Origin of the sequence: Erysipelatoclostridium sp. An15 (assembly GCF_002160675.1) — a bacterium.
Classification (GTDB): Bacteria; Bacillota_I; Bacilli_A; order Erysipelotrichales; family Coprobacillaceae; genus Thomasclavelia; species Thomasclavelia merdavium.
The window spans coordinates 21,917-42,441 of sequence record NZ_NFLA01000004.1; the positions used below are offsets into that span (position 1 = coordinate 21,917).

Here is a 20,525-nt window from a genome sequence, read left to right on the forward strand (position 1 = left end):
TACTACACCCCCATATTAATCGTTATTTTACCAGCATCGCAATCGGCCGTAAAACTGCGCTTACCACGCTGATTACTATCTTTTAAAATATCACTTTCATAGTTACTGATCGTGATATCACCTAAATCACAATCTGTTTTATAATCATAATCACTTTCTAAACCAGCTAGGGTGACATCAATATCCCCTAAATCACATTTAAATTCACTATCAAGACTATCAAGATAATTAATCATGATATCTCCAGCATCAACATCAATTTTAGCATTTTCAACAACTAGATTATCAGCATCAAAAGATCCTAAATCAACATTCACTTCTAAATCACGAGCATAAATATTAGCTACATTCATTTTACCAGCATCAACTTCTAATTCCACTTTATCAAAATGATAATTAAATGGTACAAATATAGTAATTCCAGTATCATCATTATTAAAATTTATCAAGCGATTTACCTGCGAACCATCTTTAATAACTAATGTGTCATTATCTTTTTCAACTTTAATTGTTGAACTAATATTTTTGCCTTCTACTTTAATAACTGTTCCCTCATATTCAACAATATCAACAGTTCCAATTTGACAATCAATTTCCAGGTTCTCAATATTACTATATTCATTTTTTATGTCTACAGTTTCAACAAATGGTACTTCGATATCAAACTCACCACGTTGATATAAAGTTTCCAATTGATCAAAGCCTCCCAATATTGATCCCGAAATAAGCAAAACAACAGCTATTATGATCGAACTTAAAATGAAATACTTTAATTTTTTCATTCTGTTTGCCCTCCCCGATTAAAAAATTGTTGTAAAAAATATAACGCTTCTCGAGCCAATTTTACACAAGCTTTAAAAATTCTTGGAATTAACTTAATGATCCAGCCATCAAGATAGAAAAACAATAATGATAACGCTAATAATCCAAATCCTGTTGCTAATATAAGCAATCCAGCACCTAAATAACTTCCTAATAGCATAATTCCTTTAATAAAACAAACAACAGCACCAATAAGACAAGCAAAACCACCTATCAAGATACCAAAGCAAACTCCTAATATAGCCATGAATAAGGCAAAAGCTATCGATATTAAAGCACTGCCTGCTATTCCAAAAAGAAATATTGCTCCAACAATTATACCTATTAATAATATCCGATTTCGTTCAGGATCGCCTTTAAAATGACTATCTTTTGTTTGGCTAGTTTTGTCATCTACAATCTTGGCTTCAATAATTTCTTGATTTTGTTGATAATAAGCATTATCCATCTTACTTTCAGTATATTCAATATCCTGATCAAAGCGATTTTCCAAACCCGCTTTAATTATAGCCGCTACTCGTTCAGGTGACCCTAATTCTTCAATTATCAATGCTTCATTTTCAATTCCCGCTTCATCAAAATAATCTTCATAATATTCTAAAGCAGCCTGACGTTCTTCATCTTCAATATCTTGCAGTAAATAAGACAACTGCTCTATAAACTCCTTACGATTCATTTTAATTTCCCCCACCTATAATTTTATTAATTTTGTTTACATAGATATACCATTGCTCTTTATACAAAGATAATTGAACCTTCCCCTGAGGTGTTATTTTATAATATCGACGATTACGACCTTGATATTGTCGATCATATGTTTCTAAACAATTATCTTTTAATAAACGTCTTAAAACCGGATATAAAGTTGACTCAGATACATCTAAAGCCATTCTTACGTCCTGAGTAATCTTATAACCATAAGTACCTTCAGGTTCTTTAGATATAACTGATAAAACAATTGTATCTAATAATGCCGCTCCAGTATTAAATATCATTAGTCAAACCCCTTCCTAACTTTTATTTCAATAATATTATATGACGTATAATATTATCTGTCAATTAATATTATATTGTTATAGATTTATAATACATATCTAATAAAATATTTTAATATTTGGTTTTTTTAGTTAATTAAGTGATATTTTTCTCATAATTCAATTTGATAATAAATACAAGGAGGTAAAAATGAAGAGGGCAAAAAAGAAAATATTTATTTTAGCTATTGTTGTAGTGATTGTTGCAGGAGCCGTTTTGATACTAAATAGAGAAACAATTACTAGCGAACAATCTAGTGATGACAATAACAGTATCACTTATATAAATCTAAATAAAGATTATGATGATATTGAAGATATCTATGATTTAGATTATCAAAATGAAATTAATGAGCAGATAAGTAATTTAATCGATAAAAATGATTATACTTTGCAAAAACCATTATTAATTGCTAATCCTTACGGTACTAACACAACTGGTATTTATATGTATTTTTCAAGTGATGAAGCTTGTAAAGCCAGTTATACAATAGAAGCTGATGGTTATAGCACTTTTTCAAAAACATTAAACAACAATAGTGAAGATGGCTATACTAATGAACATGAATATTTGTTAGTTGGCAGTATTCCAGGGGTCAAAAATTTCATAACTGTAACATTAACTAATCAAAACGATGAAGTTATTGACACCTTAAGCTGGAGCTACGATGCACCAGAGTTAGTTGGTAGTGAAGATAACATCCAGCTTGATGTTACTAGCGGGGAAAGTACACAAGCTTTAGATGATGGTCTTTATACAATGCTAGGTAATCGCACTACCGAAGATAACGAAGAAATTGATTTTATTTTGATCTATGATAACGATGGTACTATCCGCAGTGAAATACCGATTATTAGTTATCGCAGTTGTCGTTTATTATTTGAAGATAATACGATGTATTTTAGCATTAGCGCTAGTAAAATTGCTGCTATGAATCAAACTGGTCAAATTACTGCTATCTATGATACTTCTAATTACAATTTACATCATGACTACATTTTCGGAAATGATAATAACTTTTTAGTATTAGCGTCAAAGGAAGATAGTTCTACTGAAGAAGATATCATCGTTAGCATTGATAAAGCTAGTGGCGAAGTAAGAGAACTTATTGATTTAAAAGAATTATTTAAAAATTATTATTCTAATTTATCAAATAACAGTGATGATGAACCATTAGATTGGATTCATATTAATTCTATTGAATTAGTTGGTGACGATACAATAATTATCAGTTCGAGAGAAACATCATCAATCATAAAAATTAACAATATCTATGATGAACCAGAAATTGATTATATTATTGGTTCAAAACAATTCTGGCAGGAAAGTAATTACGATAATTTAGTATTAAATCAAATTGGTGATTTTTCAATAAATGCTGGTCAACACTGTGTAGTTTATCAAGAAGATCAAAGCCTACCAGCAGGTCAATATTATTTGTATTTCTACAATAACAATAATACTATTTGTTCTACTAGAGATTATAACTATTCATCAGACAACAGTTATTATAATACTGGTGTTGGTTCCGATGGAGAAACTTCTTATTATGACAAATATTTAATTGATGAAAACAATAGAACTTTTTCATTGGTGGAAAGAATTCCAGTTACTTATTCTGGATATGTTAGTTCTGTCCAGGAATTAGGTGATAATGTTTTAATCGATAGTGGTGGTGCTTTTGAAGCATCTGAATACGATAGCAATAATCAGCTTATTCAAACTGTTAAAGGTACTGGAGCTACCTGGTGGTATCGAGTTTTCAAATATGATTATAATGATTACTGGTTTCAATAAAAAATAACAGGAATTTCCTGTTATTTTTTACTTAAAGCTTGTTTTGCAAGTGCTAAGGCACCACATACACCTGCATTATCACCTAAAGCTGGTGAAACAATATAATCTTCAATTTTATCAGTTAAGATTTCATCTTTTTGGATATATCCATTTAAGAATTCTCTTAAATATTTAAAAATCATTGGGAACATTTGTTTTTGCTTTGATACCCCACCACCTAATATTATTTTCTTTGGTGATAATACTAACACGTAAGTAGCTAATGCTTGTCCAATATAATATGCTTCTAAATCCCAAGCTGGATGGTCTTCTGGTAATTCTTGTCCTTTTTTACCCCAACGAGCTTCAATTGCTGGTCCAGCAGCTAATCCTTCAAAGCATGTTCCATGGAAAGGGCATTTTCCAGCGTAATTATCATCTTCACGAACAATCATTTTCATATGTCCCATTTCTGGATGTAATAAACCATGAACTAAATTTCCTTCTACGATAGCTCCACAACCGATTCCAGTTCCAATAGTCATATATAAAGCACTGTCTAATCCTTTAGCAGCACCAAAATAAGCTTCTCCTAAACAAGCTCCATTTACATCAGTATCGAATCCCATAGGAATATTATAACGTTCTTTTAAAGCACCCATGATATTAAAATTACCCCAACCAGGTTTTGGTGTAGTAGTAATATATCCATAAGTTGGACTATTTAAATCAGGATCGATTGGTCCAAAACATCCTACCCCTAGTGCTTCAATATCTTTACCATCAAAAAATTTAAAGATATTTGCTAATGTCTTTTCTGGCGTTTCAGTTGGAAATGAATCTCTTTCTAAAACATTACCATTTTCATCACCGATACATACGACGAATTTTGTTCCTCCGGCTTCAATTGCACCTAATTTCATTTTCAATTTTCCTCCTTGTCATATACCTCTTATATTATAACTTAAATTTAATTATAAATGAATAAAAAAGGATAAACCATTAAAGTTTATCCATCATTATTTATACTTATCAGTATGTAGAATTTTATTAGCATTTTCAACACGTTCGCTACTTGGTGGGTTAACTCCTTCTAATTGATAAGGAATATTTAATTCTTCCCACTTAAATGTACCTAATGTATGGTATGGTAATACTTCTACTTTTTTTACATTTTTCAATGAACTAATAAATTTATCTAATTCCATTAAATACTCATCTTTATCAGTTATTCCAGGAACTAAAACATGTCTGATCCAAACTGGTTTTTCAATATCCGATAAATAACGAGCCATATCTAAAATATTAGCATTACTTCTTCCTGTTAATTCACGATGTTCTTGATCGTTGATATGTTTAATATCTACTAATAACAAATCAGTGTATTTCATTAATTCATTGAACTTAGAAAAGAAAGGTTCTTCACGTGTAAAGTTACCTCCACTAGTATCGATACAAGTATTAACTCCTTCTTTTTTAGCCAATTTGAATAACTCAATTAAAAAATCAATTTGCAATAAAGGTTCTCCACCACTAATAGTAATACCACCATTTTCACCCCAATAGCTTTGATACTTCATCGCTTTTTCTAAAGCTTCTTGTGGTGTCATTTCCATTGTTGGCTTAGCATTAGCCCAAGTATCTGGATTATGGCAATATTTACAACGTAATGGACATCCAGATAAAAATAAAATATATCTAATTCCAGGACCATCAACAGAACCAAAGCTTTCAATTGAATGTACTTGTCCTTTTATTACATTGTCCATATTATTCTCCATTTCACATATTATTTATCAAAACAGCCTCTTTAACTAAGAGGCTGTTTTATTTCAATATTCTTGAATAAATTACATTGATTTATGGCAAGTTCTTGAAATAACGTCCATTTGTTGTTCACGAGTTAAATCAATGAACTTAACAGCATATCCAGATACACGGATTGTGAAGTTTGCATATTCTTCTTTTTCTGGATGTTCCATAGCATCAATTAATTTTTCAGTTCCAAATACGTTAACATTTAAGTGATGAGCACCTTGATCAAAGTATCCATCTAATACTCTTGCTAATGTATTTTTACGTTCTTCAAGATCATGTCCTAAAGTATCAGGGCTGATTGTTTGAGTATTAGAAATACCATCTAATGCCCATTCATATGGTAATTTAGCTACAGAGTTTAATGAAGCTAATAAACCAGATTTTTCAGCACCATAAGATGGGTTAGCACCTGGAGATAAAGGTTCACCAGCTTTACGTCCATCAGGTAATGAACCAGTTGCTTTACCATAAACTACGTTAGAAGTAATAGTTAAGATAGAAGTAGTTGCTTCTGAATCACGATAAGTATGATGTTTTTTGATTTTTTCTAAGAAAGTTTGTAATAACCATACTGCGATATCATCTGCACGATCATCATCGTTACCATAACGAGGGAAATCTCCTTCAGTTTCGTAATCAACAACGATTCCATCTTCATCACGAATTGTTTTAACTTTTGCATATTTGATTGCACTTAAAGAGTCTACTACATGAGAGAATCCAGCAATACCAGTTGCAAATGTACGTTTAACATCTGTATCAATTAAAGCCATTTGAGCTGCTTCATAGTAATATTTATCATGCATATATTGAATTAAGTTAAGTGTATTTACATAAATATCAGCTAACCAATCCATACATTGATCATAAGCTCTCATTACTTCATCATAATCTAAATATTCAGAAGTAATTGGACGATATTCAGGAGCTACTTGTTGTTTTGTTTTTTCATCAATACCACCGTTAATAGCATATAATAAACATTTAGCTAAGTTAGCACGAGCTCCGAAGAATTGCATTTCTTTACCAGTTTGAGTTGCAGAAACGCAGCAGCAAATTGAATAATCGTCACCCCATACAGGACGCATTACACAGTCATTTTCATATTGAACTGAACTTGTTTCAATAGAAATTTTTGATGTATATTTCTTAAAGTTTTCAGGTAATCTAGAAGAATATAATACTGTTAAGTTTGGTTCTGGTGAAGGTCCCATGTTTTCTAATGTGTGTAAGAAACGGAAACAGTTTTTAGTAACCATTGGACGACCATCGCAACCGATACCAGCAACTTCTAGTGTAGCCCATACTGGGTCACCTGAGAATAATTGATTGTATGAAGGAATACGTGCGAATTTAACCATTCTACATTTCATTACGAAATGGTCGATTAATTCTTGAGCTTCTTCTTCAGTAAGTACTCCTGCAGCTAAGTCTCTTTCAATATAGATATCTAAGAATGTAGAAATACGTCCTACAGACATTGCAGCACCGTTTTGAGTTTTAATAGCTGCTAAATATCCAAAATATAACCATTGAACAGCTTCATGAGCATTTTTTGCTGGTTCAGAAATATCATATCCATAAATTTCTGCCATTTTTTTCATACCTTGTAAAGCTTTTACTTGTTCTGCGATTTCTTCACGACGACGAATAATATCATCAGTCATTGATCCACTACCACAAATAGCTAAATCATGTTGTTTGAAATTGATTAATTCATCGATACCATATAATGCAACACGACGATAATCTCCTACGATACGTCCACGTCCATAAGTATCTGGTAAACCAGTAATAATTTTGTTACGACGAGCTAATCTAATTTCTGGTGTGTATACATCAAATACACCTTGGTTATGTGTTTTGTGATATTCAGTAAAAATTTTGTGTAATTCTGGATCTGGTGTATATCCATAAGTTTCACAAGCTTGTTCAGCCATTCTGATACCACCATAAGGCATAAATGCTCTTTTTAATGGTTTGTCAGTTTGAAGACCTACAACTTTTTCTAAATCTTTAAGTTCTTCATCAATATATCCAGGCCCATAAGCAGTTAATCCAGAAACTACATGAGTTTCCATATCTAATACCCCGTTATTAGCACGTTCTTCTTTTTGTAATTCCTGAAGTTTACCCCATAACTTATTTGTTGCTTCAGTAGGTCCGGCTAAGAATGATTCATCACCATAGTATGGTTTATAGTTATTTTGGATGAAATCACGAACGTTAATTTCTTCTTTCCAAAGTCTACCTTTAAAGCCATTCCATTGTTCTTTCTTTAACATATAAATTTTTTCCTCCTTGAAATTTTTTAAATGCAATCTTACATAAGCAAAATAATTTTCTGTTCAAGCAAGGGATATTTCAGATTATTATCTACTTACCGTAAGCATTTACATTTTAAGAATAACACACACTATATTTGGGGAAATTTTTTATTTTCCCTTTGTTATCCACGTCTGCATTATATTATAAAATGATTTTACAATTCAAGTAATTTGCACCAAAAAAACAAATTATTTTTAACAAATCCATACTCGCAATTAATAAGCAAAAAAACGCTCTAATTGTAAGCGCTTACATATTTTTTTTAATTAATAAAAAGAATTTTTATTATCCGATTGCCATAAACTTAAAATAAATAATATTGTTTTTTATTAATAAAATTAATTAATTTAATAGTAGATTTTTTTTTCATTTTATTATATAGTATTATCAATGTTGTAGGAGGTTTCATAATGGATTTAACAATCAACTCTGATGAAGCTTTTAATCAAACGAAAGCTCATATAACCAATATCATAAACGACACAATTAATGACTATGATTTTACTCTTTCTGATAATTCAATTAATAATTTAGCAGTTCATTTATCTATTGCAATTATTAGAATTAAATCTGATAACTATATTCCATTAAGCAATAGTCAAATTTCTTCATACAAACAACAATATAGTTATCCATATGCTAAAATGCTTTGTGATCGTTTAGAAAAAGAATTTGGTATTAGTTTTCCTGAAGCTGAAGTTTCGTTAGTATCTATGTATTTATCAAAAAATCAAAAACTGGATTTTGAACTTAATTCAGGATTAGATTTATTAGATGATCATGTTTATCAAATTTTAAATCAAACAATGGAAAATATATATAAAGAATACCAGCAAGACTATCGCAGTGACAATAAACTAATTGTTGCTATCGGTTTACATTTAGAACCAGCTTTAGAACGCTTATCAAAAAATGAACCTGTAAAAAACCCTTTAAAAGAAAAAATCATTAAACGGCATCCAACAGAATTTGAATATAGCCAAGTTTTAAACCAAGTAGTTAAACAACAATTAAATTTATCATTTGATGATGATGAATTAGCATTTCTTGCATTACATTTTGTTGTTGCTAATAATCGAATTGATTAAAATAATATTTAAGGAAGTAAACCTTCCTTTTTATTTTACTTTTTTTCAAAAAAAGATGATTAAAAATCATCTTCCAAAATTATTTTACTAAAACAACTCCATTACTAGTACCAATTCGATTAGCCCCTGCATCTACCATTGATTTTAAATCTCCTTTAGTTTTAATACCACCTGAAGCTTTGACTTGAAGATTTGAGCCAACCGTTTGCTTCATTAAAGCAACAGCTTCAACAGTAGCCCCACCAGTTGAAAAACCAGTAGATGTTTTTACAAATGCAGCATTAGCTTCTTGAGCAAGTTTACAAGCCGTTATAATTTCTTCATCAGTTAGTAAACATGTTTCAATAATTACTTTAACACATTTACCATTAGCCGCTTGAACCACAGCTTTAATATCGTTTAAAACCACATCATCATTACCATCTTTTAATGCCCCAATATTAATAACCATATCAACTTCATCAGCACCATTTTCAATAGCATCTTTAGTTTCAAAAGCTTTAACTCTACTAGTATTAGCTCCTAAAGGAAAACCAATTACTGTACATACTTTTACATCACTATCAATTAGTTCTTTGGCACAATAACTAACCCAATAAGGATTTACACAAACTGAAGCAAATTGATATTCTTTTGCTTCTTCAATAATTTTTTTTACCATTTCTTTTGTTGCATCTGGTTTTAAAATAGTATGGTCTATCAGTTTATTATATTTCATCATCACTACCTCCATAGATTCGTTTTATGGCCTCTTGGATAATTTCTTTATCACCAGGATAATCAACCTGACCAACTTCTAAAGAAATAAACTTTTCATGCCCTTTACCTAAAACAAGAATAATGTCGTCTTTACATGCTAATTCTACTGCCTGTTCAATAGCAACCTGACGAGATTCAATGATCACACTACTAATATCGGTAATTTCTTCTTGAATTGATTCACAAATTGTTTGTACATCTTCACCACGATCATCTAATCTAGTTAAAATAACGTGATCTAAATATTTATTAGCGAGCTTACCTAATTCTTTACGCAATTTGTAATTTCGTTTACCAGGAGCTCCCAAAACGGCAATTAAACGACCATGATTTTGACGGACACTATCAACATATTCAAATACCGCTTCATAATTAGCAATATGCTGACAATAATCTACTATTACAGTAAAATCCTGACCGGTTTCAATTAATTCCATTCTTCCTTCAATCGGTTTAACATTTTCAATTGCATCAATGATCATTTGATCATCACAACCAATAGCAATTAAAACACTGACAAGCGCTAAAACATTATAAACATTAAATAATGCCAGTACTGGTGAACTTACATGGAATGTATTGCCTTTAAAAGAAATATCGAATTCACTATGGTCTAAAAATAATTTAATATTTTTAGCCATAACATCACTTTCATTTTCAATTCCATAAGTTAAAATTCGCCCTTGAGTGCTATCCTTGATTTGAGGAAAATTTAGATCATCACTATTTAAAATTGCCCATCCTGATGGTTTGATTTTTTCAAATAGTTTTTGTTTTGCTAGAACGTATTGCTCTTTAGTTCCATGAAAGTCTAAGTGTTCAGCTCCAATATTAGTCATAACAGCAATATTAAAATTAATACCATCAACCCTTCCAAGTGCTAAACCATGACTTGAAGCTTCCATCGCTACAACTTTTACCCCACCACGATTCATTTCAAATAGCTTTCTTTGTAAAAATAACGATTCTGGAGTCGTGTAAGGACAATCCTCTTTTCGACCATTGTATTCAAGAGAAATTGTACCAATGTATCCGGTACTGCAAAACTTCGACATCGCATCTTTAATCATTGAAGCAACAACTGTTTTTCCACTTGTTCCAGTAACACCAATAATTCTCATCTTAGAACTAGGATTATCATAAAATACATTAGAGACACGATTTAATTCTGCTAATGTATCAGCTACTTTAAAATAAATAATTTTATCATGATAATAGTCTAGTTCTTTAGAATGAACAATTACTTTAGCACCTTGAAAGATAGCATCTTCAACATAACGATGACCATCAACACTTAATCCTTCAATACAAAAGAATACTGAATACGGTTTAACATATCGGGAATCACTATGGATTGAGTATATTTTCATATCAATATCTGTATCAAACAATTCGTTTAAGTATTTCATGAGGCGATGCTCCCCTCTAACATATCACTATATTTTTCAATTTTAATATTAACAATTTCACCAATTAAATTTTCATTAGTTTTTACTTTTACTTGAAGATAGTCACTAGCATGACCGATTAAATAATCACCTAAACGTTTTTCAAATAAAACTTTTAAAGTTTTATCAATTTGTTTCATTGCAAAATCATAATTTAACTGTTTAGATAATTCCAATAATCGTTCAACTCGCTGATGTTTTACTTGATCATTTACTTGATCTTTCATTTTAGCAGCAGGTGTGTTTTTTCTAGGCGAATATGGAAAAACATGGAGCTGACTATAATTAACTTTTTTAATAAAATCATAAGTCGCTTGAAATTCTTCATCAGTTTCACCTGGGAATCCAACAATAACATCAGTAGTAAAAGCTATATTAGGTAAATAACTACGAATCTTATTAATTTTTTCTAAATACTGTTCAGTAGTATATTTACGATTCATTCTTTTTAATGTAGCATCACATCCTGATTGTAAAGGGACATGAAGATGATCAACAATAATATCGTTTGAACCAATTAAATCGATTATCTCATCAGTAATCTGACTAGTTTCAATTGAAGAAATTCGTAAACGTTTCAAACCTTTTATTTTCACTAAATCAACTAATAAATCATAAAAACTATAATTTTCTAAATCCTCCCCATAACCAGCAGTATGAATTCCTGTTAATACAATTTCAACATAGCCACGACTCACTAAAAGCTCAGCTTGCTTCAAAACACTTTCTGGTTTACGAGAACGAACTCTTCCACGAGCATAAGGAATAATACAATATGTACAAAAATTATTGCAGCCATCTTGTATCTTTAAAAATGCACGGGTATTTTTAAAACGATCGATATTTAAATCTTCAAATTTACGCAGATTTTTTACACTATCAACTTTAACAATTTTTTGGTTTGTTTTTTGATATTCTTCAACTAAATCCACAATCTCTTTTCGATATTGTGTTCCTAAAACGACACCGATTCCTTCAATCTGTTCAATATCTTCAGGGGCTACCTGACTATAACATCCTACTGCACAAACAACTGCCTCTGGATTTTTTCTTATTGCTTTTCGAATCATCTGTCTAGACTTACTATCACCAGTATTAGTAACTGTGCATGTATTAATAACATAAACGTCAGCTACTTCTTTAAAATCAACTTCTTGATAGCCAGCATCTTGAAATATTTTTAACATGGCATTTGATTCATATGTATTTACTTTACAACCTAATGTATGGAATGCTACTGTTTTCATTTACTCACCTTTTTTACTAATTTTTTATATGTTTTTTCACCAATAAATTTATTGGTATGTAAAAATTCAACTACTTTAGCTTCATCATCACTATTAGCTAATAAAGCCAAAGCTTCTTTAATTAATTTTAAATCAGGATATTCTTTTGTATATTTATCGATTAATGGGAATTCATCAACAACAATTCCCTTTTTATCAAATTGATAAACTGTTTTAAAATCAAAATGATAAAAATAATAATATTCATCATCTACTCCTACTAACTGTAATGATGATAAATGTGAATTATATGGTTGAATACCATACAATTCAAACATATTTTTTATATTTCGAGGATAATTTGCGATATATTCTTTATGTTTTTTTAATGTGACTAATTGATAATCTGTTGTATAATATTTATTTATAAATGGTTCTAAAAAAGGAATATAAATTTCTTCTTTACTTTGATTATCCTTAAAATGTGGTAGATTTGCAATTACTTTTTCTTCATCCTGGTTAATCATTCTTTGCCTTTCTTTATAAGTGACATATTCAAAAATATCATAATTTACTGCCACAAACTGATTATAACATTCATCGATAACCTGTTTATTTCTAATCCCATTTAAGATAACCTCATAAGCAAATAAATCTTGTGGATATTTAACTTTATAGCTAAAACCATATTCAACAAGTTCTTTGCTCCCCTCTTCAACAAATCGATACAACCCGGTTTTATTTAATTTTATTTCATACCGGTTTTTTTCCAGTAATTTTAAAATTTTCATCTTTCTATCTCCCTGCTATAGCCAATCACACTTAAAAAATATAACGGTGCTGTCTCGCTACGTAAAATACGTTTTCCTAAAGAACACGCTTTAACTCCTAGTAGCTCCATTTGGGTAATTTCATCTTGATCAAACCCACCTTCACAGCCGACAATAATCGTTATTTTAGCACCGGAATGCAATTGTTTCAAGGTTTCTTTTAAAACCATATGCTCACCTTGTTTTGCTAATTCTTCATAGGCAACTAAATTATAATCCCCTAAATAATCACCTAGCTGCTTTAAATTAATTACATTAGTAATCTCTGGAATAATATTACGATGTGACTGTTCGCTTGCTTCTTTTAATATTTTTTGATAACGAATCATCTTTTTAGCAAACTTCTGCTCATTTGTTTTAACAACACAGCGTCGTGATAATAAAGGTACAATTCTTTTTACTCCTAGTTCTGTTGCTTTTTGTAAGACCAGTTCAAATTTATCACCTTTTGGCAATGCATAAATTAAAGTAACATCTACATCCAATTCATTATTTTCATCAAGATATTCAATTACTTCTATTGACCCAGTATTAATATCGACAATCTTGCCAAGATAAACTTTTCCTTTAAGATCAACACAAATAATCTGATCACCATTATTTTTACGCATTACATTTTTTAAATGATGAACATCATCCTCATTTAAATTAATTATTATTGAATTATCAATAATTTCATTTATAAAATATCGCTGCATTATTAAACCTCCACTTTCCATTCTATCATGAATAATAAATAGATAAAAATATTCTAACTTATTTTTTCTAGATTGTATATAAAAAGACAAATAAGATAATTTTAAAACCGTTTTTTTAACCTTGTTAATATTTGATCAATTAACTTATTACCAGATTGATAATAACGCAAATGCTTATATTCAATATTATCATACGACTTTCCATATTCATGATTTAAACAATATCCAAAATAAATAACATTAGATATCAAATAAATAGAAATCAACATAATAACCAGACTAGCTAACGGTCCATATAAAGCATAATAACGAGTATAATGATCTACAATATAAAAGAAAAATACTCCAATTAAAACAATTCCAGTACTTGTAAAACCAGCACCTAACAAACCATATGATAAAGGCCGTTTTTCAAAAGACAAAAATCGATAAAAAAAATAAAAAACTATAAACAATCCACCCAACATTACAATTGTAGTATTAATACCTATTAAATAATTAAAAAAAGCTAGTGCTACTATTCCTAAAACCAGCAATACAAATAACATTATTGCTTTTATTCTAATCAATATTGAATAAGTTTCAAATTTTTCATCAGTCATAGAAATCAACATAAATGAGTAAAAAGCATTACTCGCTAAATAAATAGAAAAAACCGATGAAACAATCAAAGAAATAAAAGTTGTATATTCTTGAGATAAAACATATTCAATAAATGGCTCTAATAATATTTTAGGTACATAGCCATATAATAGACTTGCTAGTTTATTAGCATCTAATAGATCACTTTGAAAAACTTTTAAAATAACGATTAATGCTGGTAATAATGCTAAAAGTAAACAAAAACTTAATGAATAACGAAATAAATTGCTCTGTGGTGAAATGAATTTTTTGATGACCTTTACCAGCCTTTTCACAATTTTCATCCTTTCTAGAATATGTAGATATTTTTATTATAACCATTAAGTTAATAAATAACAAAATAAAAGATGAAACCAGCTATCTGGTTTCATCTTTGTTAGTTAACTGTTATAAAGAAATTATTATCATAATCAACAGTTACATGACTACCATGTTTAATATCACCTTTGATCATTTCTCGAGCTACAAGTGTTTCAATATTAGATTGGATAAAACGTTTTAATGGACGAGCTCCAAATGTAACATCATATCCTTGTTGACTAATAATTTCTTTTGCACGATCGCTAACTGTAATTGTAATCTTACGGTCAACTAATCGATCTTGTAATTGTTTAATAAATTTATCAATAATTTTATTTACAACTTCTTGACTCAATGAGTTGAAGTATACGATTTCATCAATACGATTCAAGAATTCAGGTTTAAAGTGCGCTTTCAATTCATTATCAACAGCCGCTTGAGTTTCACTATTATTACCTTCTAATAAGTAATTAGATCCAATATTAGAAGTCATAATGATAATTGTATTTTTAAAGCTTACTACGTTACCTTTAGAATCAGTGATTCGTCCATCATCCAATACTTGTAATAAAATATTGAAAACTTCAGGATGAGCTTTTTCAATTTCATCTAATAAAACAATTGAATAAGGATGACGACGTACCGCTTCAGTTAATTGACCTCCTTCTTCATAACCAACATATCCTGGTGGAGCCCCAATTAAACGAGAAACATTGAATTTTTCCATATATTCAGACATATCAATACGAACAATATTCTTTTCGGTATCAAATAACTGTTCTGCAAGTGATTTAGCAACCTCAGTTTTACCTACACCAGTTGGTCCTAAGAATAAGAAACTTCCAATTGGTCGTTGTTCATCATTGATACCAGCACGTGATCTTAAAATGGCATCAGTAACTTTTGTAATAGCTTCATCTTGACCGATTACGCGAACTTTTAAGGCATCATCAAGTTTCAATAATTTATCACGTTCAGATTCTTTAAGTTTACTAATTGGAATACCAGTCCAACGTGAAATTACTTCACTAACGGTATCAACAGTAACTTTTTCTTGTAATAAATCATCTTCGTTTTTAGAAGCTTCAAAGTTTTGAATTTCTCTTTCAATTTGAGGTAAAGTTTGATACATAATTTTAGAAGCTTCTTCTAAATTACCTTCAGTTTGATATTTATCTTTTAGATTTTCCAAGCGAACCTTTTGATCTTTTAATTCTTTGATATGGTCTAAAGATTTCTTTTCAGTTTGCCATTTATCAGTCAAACCATTAATTTGTTCATCTAATGAAGCAATACGTCCTTTAATTTCATTTAAACGTTTTTCATTATCTTCATTACGATCTTCTTTTTCAATAGAAATTCGTTCCATTTCCAAACGATTCTTTTCACGAGTAATCGTATCAAGTTCTTCTGGAAGAGAATCAATTTCCATTCGAATTGAAGCACAAGCTTCATCGATTAAGTCGATAGCTTTATCTGGTAAAAAACGATCAGTAATATAACGTTGTGACATATTTACTGCCCCAATTATAGCACTATCAGTAATTTGTACCCCATGATGAGATTCAAATGAATTCTTTAAACCACGTAAGATGGCAATAGTATCATCACTATCCGGTTCATCAACTTGAACTTTTTGGAAACGACGTTCCAAAGCAGCATCTTTTTCAATATACATCCGATATTCATCTAATGTTGTGGCCCCAATACAGTGCAATTCACCACGAGCTAACATTGGTTTTAATAAGTTAGCAGCATCCATTGCCCCATCAGTTTTACCAGCACCAACCAATTGATGAATTTCATCGATAAATAGGATGATATCGCCTTCAGATTTTTTGATTTCATTCAATACAGCTTTTAATCTTTCTTCAAATTCACCACGATATTTAGCGCCAGCAACCAATGAACCTAAATCTAGTTCGTATAAAGTCTTATTTTGAATTGAAACAGGAACGTCATTTTTAAAAATACGCCATGCCAATCCTTCAACAATTGCTGTTTTACCAACACCAGGTTCACCAATTAAAATCGGATTATTTTTAGTCTTACGTGATAAGATTTGTATTACCCGTCGAATTTCTTCATCACGACCAATTACTGGATCTAATTTGCCTTCAGCAACATCCTTTGTTAAATCACGTCCATATTTTTCTAATACTTCGTATTGATTTTCAGGATTTTGATTATTTACCATATTACCACCTCGCATTTCATCAATAATTTTTCTTACATTACGCTTATTTAAATTATATTCTTTTAATAACTCTTTTACCCAAGTACTATTCAATTCAAATAAAGCCATAATAATGTGTTCAACACTTAAATACTCATCTTTAAAATCCTGCATCTGTTTATTGGCAAGATTAATTAATTGATTAAAATCATATGAGATTCTAATACTATTTATATCTACATTGTTTACCACTGGCTTACTTTGCAATCTAGCGTGTAATTTATTTTGTAAATCAGCAATATTAACATTTGCTTTAGTTAATACACGATACAAAATACCAGCGCTATCTTCTAAAAGTGCTAATAAGAAATGTTCAACGTCAACAACCTGATGTCCCATTTCACTAGCCATTGTAATAGCTCTTTGAATTGCTTCTTGCATTTTTGCCGTCCACTTATCTATATTCATATCTATCACTCCTTTAGCACTCTCTTTTCCTAAGTGCTAACTATATTATACACTTCTTTTTAGCACAGTCAAGTACCGAGTGCTAAAAAATAAAACTTTTTTATTATCTGACTTGCAGAAACCGGTAAACCACGAATCAGCAGTAATACCATAATCCTTACCCATTCCAGTTTTCCCATAAATTAAAGTATCTTCATCATTCAATTCTGATAACAACATCACCTGCTTTAATTGTTCAACAGTTTCTTGGCTATAATCGGTATCATCACCAAAAATATGTTCCATTACCTCCACTTGTTCCTTAGGAGAAATTAACAATGATGATTCAATCCAAAAACCTGTTAAAAGCGGATTATCATTATTAGTATTTAACTTACCTGACCAATCAGAAATATCGCAATTTCCATATTTAAGTTTTCTAATTTTTTTTGCATCATATCTGGTCCGATTTCATCAATGACTTGACGAAAATACCAGACACATGAATTACGAAAAGCATTAAAAAAATCTATGTCACGGTTCCATTGTTCATTCCAGAATATTTCATTATTCCATTTACGAACAGAATTTTATGGATCTATTATTCCATTTTCTAAACCAATTAACGAAGAAATAATTTTAAAAGTAGAACAAGGTGATTGCCGAGTATGAGCTAATTCCTGATTATATATTTGATATTGATTAGCACTAGGATCACAAATAACAGCACTTCCATTTAGTCCATTAAAATAATTTGACCAATTGCCATCTATTATTACTGGTTCATTAGTTTTTAAATCTTCTTGTTTTACTTTTTTGCTTGTTAATGTTTTTCCTGATCATTTTGAGTGATATGATCATTGATTTTTAAATAACCTATTAATACTATAAAAGAAAGCAACAAGATACCAATCCCTATTTTAGTTATTTTTTCATAAGTTCCCTCCAAATATCATTTTTTAATTACTAAAAATCACCGGAAATAAATACCGGTGAAAATAAATCTTTTTAATTGTCTAAATCCTTAAAAAAGTTTTATGTCATTAGATTTAACTAAAATAATTTTATCTGTAGTAGTAATTACTGCCTGATCATCTTTAACTTGATTTGAAACACATAAAGGGTCATAGCGATACAATAAATAGTGATTTAAAGGATAATGTGCTCCTGTAATATCTAAATAACTTTTATCCAATGCAAATAAAGAAAAATATTTATATTGATCTTTATTAACTAAATGTCTTCCTGGTAATAAAAGCTGAATAATATTTTGATCATCAATAATTCTAATTTTAAGATTAGCATATTTTTCCAATAAACAAACAGCACTAAAAAAATGATCTAGTCTTCCACCGGTAACTCCATAAATATCGATTTCATCATATCCTTGTTCAATTGCATATTCAACAGCAGCATGGGTATCCGTTACATCTTTTCGTGTTGGTAACCGTGTAACTTCAATTTGATTTAAAACATCAGGATTATTAATAGAATCGAAATCACCAATGGCATAGATTGGTGTTTTATTATGTGCTAGTAAAACTTCAACACCACGATCAACACCAATATAATCAATTGACAAATCAATATTATTAGCTAAAGCGCTACAAATCCCAATTTTCATCGTAATGAATCAATCTTTTCTTGATAATTATCGCTACCAAAAATGTAACTTCCAGCAACTAATACATCAACACCGGCATCTTTACATAATTTACCAGTTTCTTCATTGATACCACCATCAACTTCGATAAGATAATGATAACCCATTTCTTCTTTCATCTTTGCAAGCCAGGCAATTTTAGCCAATGCGCGATCATCAAATTTTTGACCACCAAATCCTGGCTCAACTGACATCACTAAAATAAGATCCAAAGAATCTAAATATGGTTTTAAAACTGATACATCAGTATCTGGCTTAATAGAGATTCCAGCTGCTACCTGGTGTTCTTTTAAATAATTGATAAATTCATTAATTTTATTTTCTTCGATTGCTTCATAATGGAAAGTAATTGAAGAAGCCTTGCTATCAATAAAATTACCAGCATATTTCATCGGTTCACTGATCATTAAATGAACATCTAAATATAAATCAGTAACCTTACTAACATCTTTTAATACACTATAACCAAATGAAATATTTGGTACAAAGTGCCCATCCATTACATCGTAATGAAGCCAATCAGCCTTACTAATTGCTGCTAATTCATCTTTTAAACAGCCAAAATCAGCTGATAATAATGACGGTGCTATTTTAACCATATTTTCGTTCCTCTTTCTTTTTAACTTCTTGTAAATTTAACAAATAATGTTCATAACGTTCTTTAGTAATCAAACCCTCTTCAACTGCCTCTTTTACCCGACATTTTGGTTCACTATCATGTAAGCAGCCTCTAAACTTACATTCTTGGCTAAAACTTGCAAAATCATGATAAGCAACAGCAGCTTCTTGAGGTGTCATTTCCAATTCTAAAGACGAAAAACCTGGCGTATCACCTAAATATCCATCATACATTTTAATTAACTCAACATGTCTAGTAGTATGACGACCACGCCCTAGCGCTTTAGAAATATCACTTGTTTTTAAATTTAAATTAATATTTAAAGCATTTAATAAACTGCTTTTACCAACCCCGCTTTGACCGGTAAAAACGGTTACTTGATCTTTAAAAATTGTTTTTATCTCTTCAATACCATGATTATTTTTAGAACTTGTTTTATACACAGTATAGCCAGCTTTTTGATAATCTTTTATATATTGTTCAATTGAATCATCTTCACACAAATCAGCCTTAGAAAAGACAATTATTGGTTTAATATTATAATGTTCAATCACCATTAAAAACTTATCTAATAAAGCTGATGAAAAATCTGGTTCTTTACATGAACAAACTATCAAGGCCTGATCAACGTTGGCAATCAACGGTCTTGTTAAGGCATTTTTTCGTGGTAATATTTTCATTATATAACCATCATTAATGCCATCTACTTGATATTCAACAAAATCGCCAACTAGAGGCTTAATTTCGTCTTTACGAAATTTACCTCTAGCCCGACATTGAATAATCTCTTGATTATCTTCTACATAATAATATCCTGCTAACGCTTTTATAATTCTTCCTTGTGGCATTA

At 30.2% G+C, this 20,525-nt stretch carries 18 protein-coding genes and 1 pseudogene; 2 read left to right on the forward strand and 17 right to left on the reverse strand.

The window, feature by feature from the left end; all coding sequences use genetic code 11:
- Positions 1-2 precede the first annotated feature (2 nt).
- The 3 genes from B5E92_RS02645 to B5E92_RS02655 are packed head-to-tail and all read right to left on the reverse strand — an operon-like array spanning position 3 to position 1,817.
- The gene (locus B5E92_RS02645; protein WP_087298937.1) at positions 3-782 is read right to left on the reverse strand and encodes a DUF4097 family beta strand repeat-containing protein; all 780 of its coding nucleotides are present in this window, start codon (positions 780-782) and stop codon (positions 3-5) included.
- A complete protein-coding gene (locus B5E92_RS02650) occupies positions 779-1,498 on the reverse strand; it encodes a DUF1700 domain-containing protein (RefSeq protein ID WP_087298939.1) in 720 nt (239 codons plus the stop codon). The genes B5E92_RS02645 and B5E92_RS02650 overlap by 4 nt, the downstream gene beginning before the upstream one ends.
- Position 1,499: 1 nt before the next feature.
- Positions 1,500-1,817, reverse strand: coding sequence for a PadR family transcriptional regulator (locus tag B5E92_RS02655; RefSeq protein ID WP_087298941.1), 318 nt, complete (start codon positions 1,815-1,817; stop codon positions 1,500-1,502).
- A gap of 190 nt (positions 1,818-2,007) precedes the next feature.
- Between B5E92_RS02655 and B5E92_RS02660 the strand changes: the two genes are divergently transcribed.
- A complete protein-coding gene (locus B5E92_RS02660) occupies positions 2,008-3,654 on the forward strand; it encodes an aryl-sulfate sulfotransferase (RefSeq protein WP_087298943.1) in 1,647 nt (548 codons plus the stop codon).
- Positions 3,655-3,674: 20 nt separating this feature from the next.
- Here B5E92_RS02660 and B5E92_RS02665 read toward each other — a convergent pair whose 3' ends face one another.
- From B5E92_RS02665 to pflB, 3 genes are all read right to left on the reverse strand, one after another.
- A complete protein-coding gene (locus B5E92_RS02665; protein ID WP_087298946.1) occupies positions 3,675-4,556 on the reverse strand; it encodes an ROK family protein in 882 nt (293 codons plus the stop codon).
- A gap of 96 nt (positions 4,557-4,652) precedes the next feature.
- Positions 4,653-5,402, reverse strand: a complete 750-nt coding sequence (gene pflA / locus B5E92_RS02670) for a pyruvate formate-lyase-activating protein (protein ID WP_087298949.1) — start codon at positions 5,400-5,402, stop codon at positions 4,653-4,655.
- An 81-nt stretch (positions 5,403-5,483) separates the two neighbouring features.
- Positions 5,484-7,736, reverse strand: coding sequence for a formate C-acetyltransferase (pflB, locus tag B5E92_RS02675; protein WP_087298950.1), 2,253 nt, complete (start codon positions 7,734-7,736; stop codon positions 5,484-5,486).
- Between the two features lie 453 nt (positions 7,737-8,189).
- On the opposite strand from pflB, the gene B5E92_RS02680 reads away from it, so the two are divergent.
- Entirely contained in the window at positions 8,190-8,867 is a 678-nt protein-coding gene (locus tag B5E92_RS02680) for a transcription antiterminator (RefSeq protein WP_087298952.1), read from the forward strand.
- A 79-nt stretch (positions 8,868-8,946) separates the two neighbouring features.
- On the opposite strand, the gene deoC is transcribed toward B5E92_RS02680, so the two are convergent.
- From deoC to rsgA, 11 genes and pseudogenes are all read right to left on the reverse strand, one after another.
- A complete protein-coding gene (gene deoC, locus B5E92_RS02685; protein WP_087298954.1) occupies positions 8,947-9,585 on the reverse strand; it encodes a deoxyribose-phosphate aldolase in 639 nt (212 codons plus the stop codon).
- Entirely contained in the window at positions 9,575-11,035 is a 1,461-nt protein-coding gene (locus B5E92_RS02690) for a UDP-N-acetylmuramoyl-L-alanyl-D-glutamate--2,6-diaminopimelate ligase (RefSeq protein ID WP_087298956.1), read from the reverse strand. Before B5E92_RS02690 ends, deoC begins: the two co-directional genes overlap by 11 nt.
- A complete protein-coding gene (gene mtaB / locus B5E92_RS02695) occupies positions 11,032-12,321 on the reverse strand; it encodes a tRNA (N(6)-L-threonylcarbamoyladenosine(37)-C(2))-methylthiotransferase MtaB (RefSeq protein WP_087298958.1) in 1,290 nt (429 codons plus the stop codon). Before mtaB ends, B5E92_RS02690 begins: the two co-directional genes overlap by 4 nt.
- The gene (locus B5E92_RS02700) at positions 12,318-13,091 is read right to left on the reverse strand and encodes a hypothetical protein (protein ID WP_087298961.1); all 774 of its coding nucleotides are present in this window, start codon (positions 13,089-13,091) and stop codon (positions 12,318-12,320) included. The genes mtaB and B5E92_RS02700 overlap by 4 nt, the downstream gene beginning before the upstream one ends.
- Positions 13,088-13,828, reverse strand: a complete 741-nt coding sequence (locus tag B5E92_RS02705) for a 16S rRNA (uracil(1498)-N(3))-methyltransferase (RefSeq protein WP_087298963.1) — start codon at positions 13,826-13,828, stop codon at positions 13,088-13,090. The genes B5E92_RS02700 and B5E92_RS02705 overlap by 4 nt, the downstream gene beginning before the upstream one ends.
- A gap of 101 nt (positions 13,829-13,929) precedes the next feature.
- Positions 13,930-14,754 (reverse strand): YihY/virulence factor BrkB family protein, encoded by an 825-nt coding sequence (locus tag B5E92_RS02710; protein WP_204215190.1) that lies wholly within the window; start codon positions 14,752-14,754, stop codon positions 13,930-13,932.
- 92 nt (positions 14,755-14,846) lie between these two features.
- Positions 14,847-17,414 carry an ATP-dependent Clp protease ATP-binding subunit gene (locus tag B5E92_RS02715; protein ID WP_087298967.1) on the reverse strand — a complete coding sequence of 856 codons (2,568 nt, stop codon included), beginning with the start codon at positions 17,412-17,414 and terminating at the stop codon, positions 14,847-14,849.
- 45 nt (positions 17,415-17,459) lie between these two features.
- Positions 17,460-18,169, reverse strand: a pseudogene (locus tag B5E92_RS16005) (penicillin-binding transpeptidase domain-containing protein).
- Positions 18,170-18,417: 248 nt separating this feature from the next.
- The gene (locus B5E92_RS02725) at positions 18,418-19,017 is read right to left on the reverse strand and encodes a thiamine diphosphokinase (RefSeq protein WP_087298971.1); all 600 of its coding nucleotides are present in this window, start codon (positions 19,015-19,017) and stop codon (positions 18,418-18,420) included.
- Positions 19,014-19,655, reverse strand: coding sequence for a ribulose-phosphate 3-epimerase (rpe, locus tag B5E92_RS02730; protein ID WP_087298973.1), 642 nt, complete (start codon positions 19,653-19,655; stop codon positions 19,014-19,016). Before rpe ends, B5E92_RS02725 begins: the two co-directional genes overlap by 4 nt.
- Positions 19,648-20,523, reverse strand: coding sequence for a ribosome small subunit-dependent GTPase A (gene rsgA / locus B5E92_RS02735; RefSeq protein ID WP_087298975.1), 876 nt, complete (start codon positions 20,521-20,523; stop codon positions 19,648-19,650). Before rsgA ends, rpe begins: the two co-directional genes overlap by 8 nt.
- Positions 20,524-20,525: the final 2 nt, after the last annotated feature.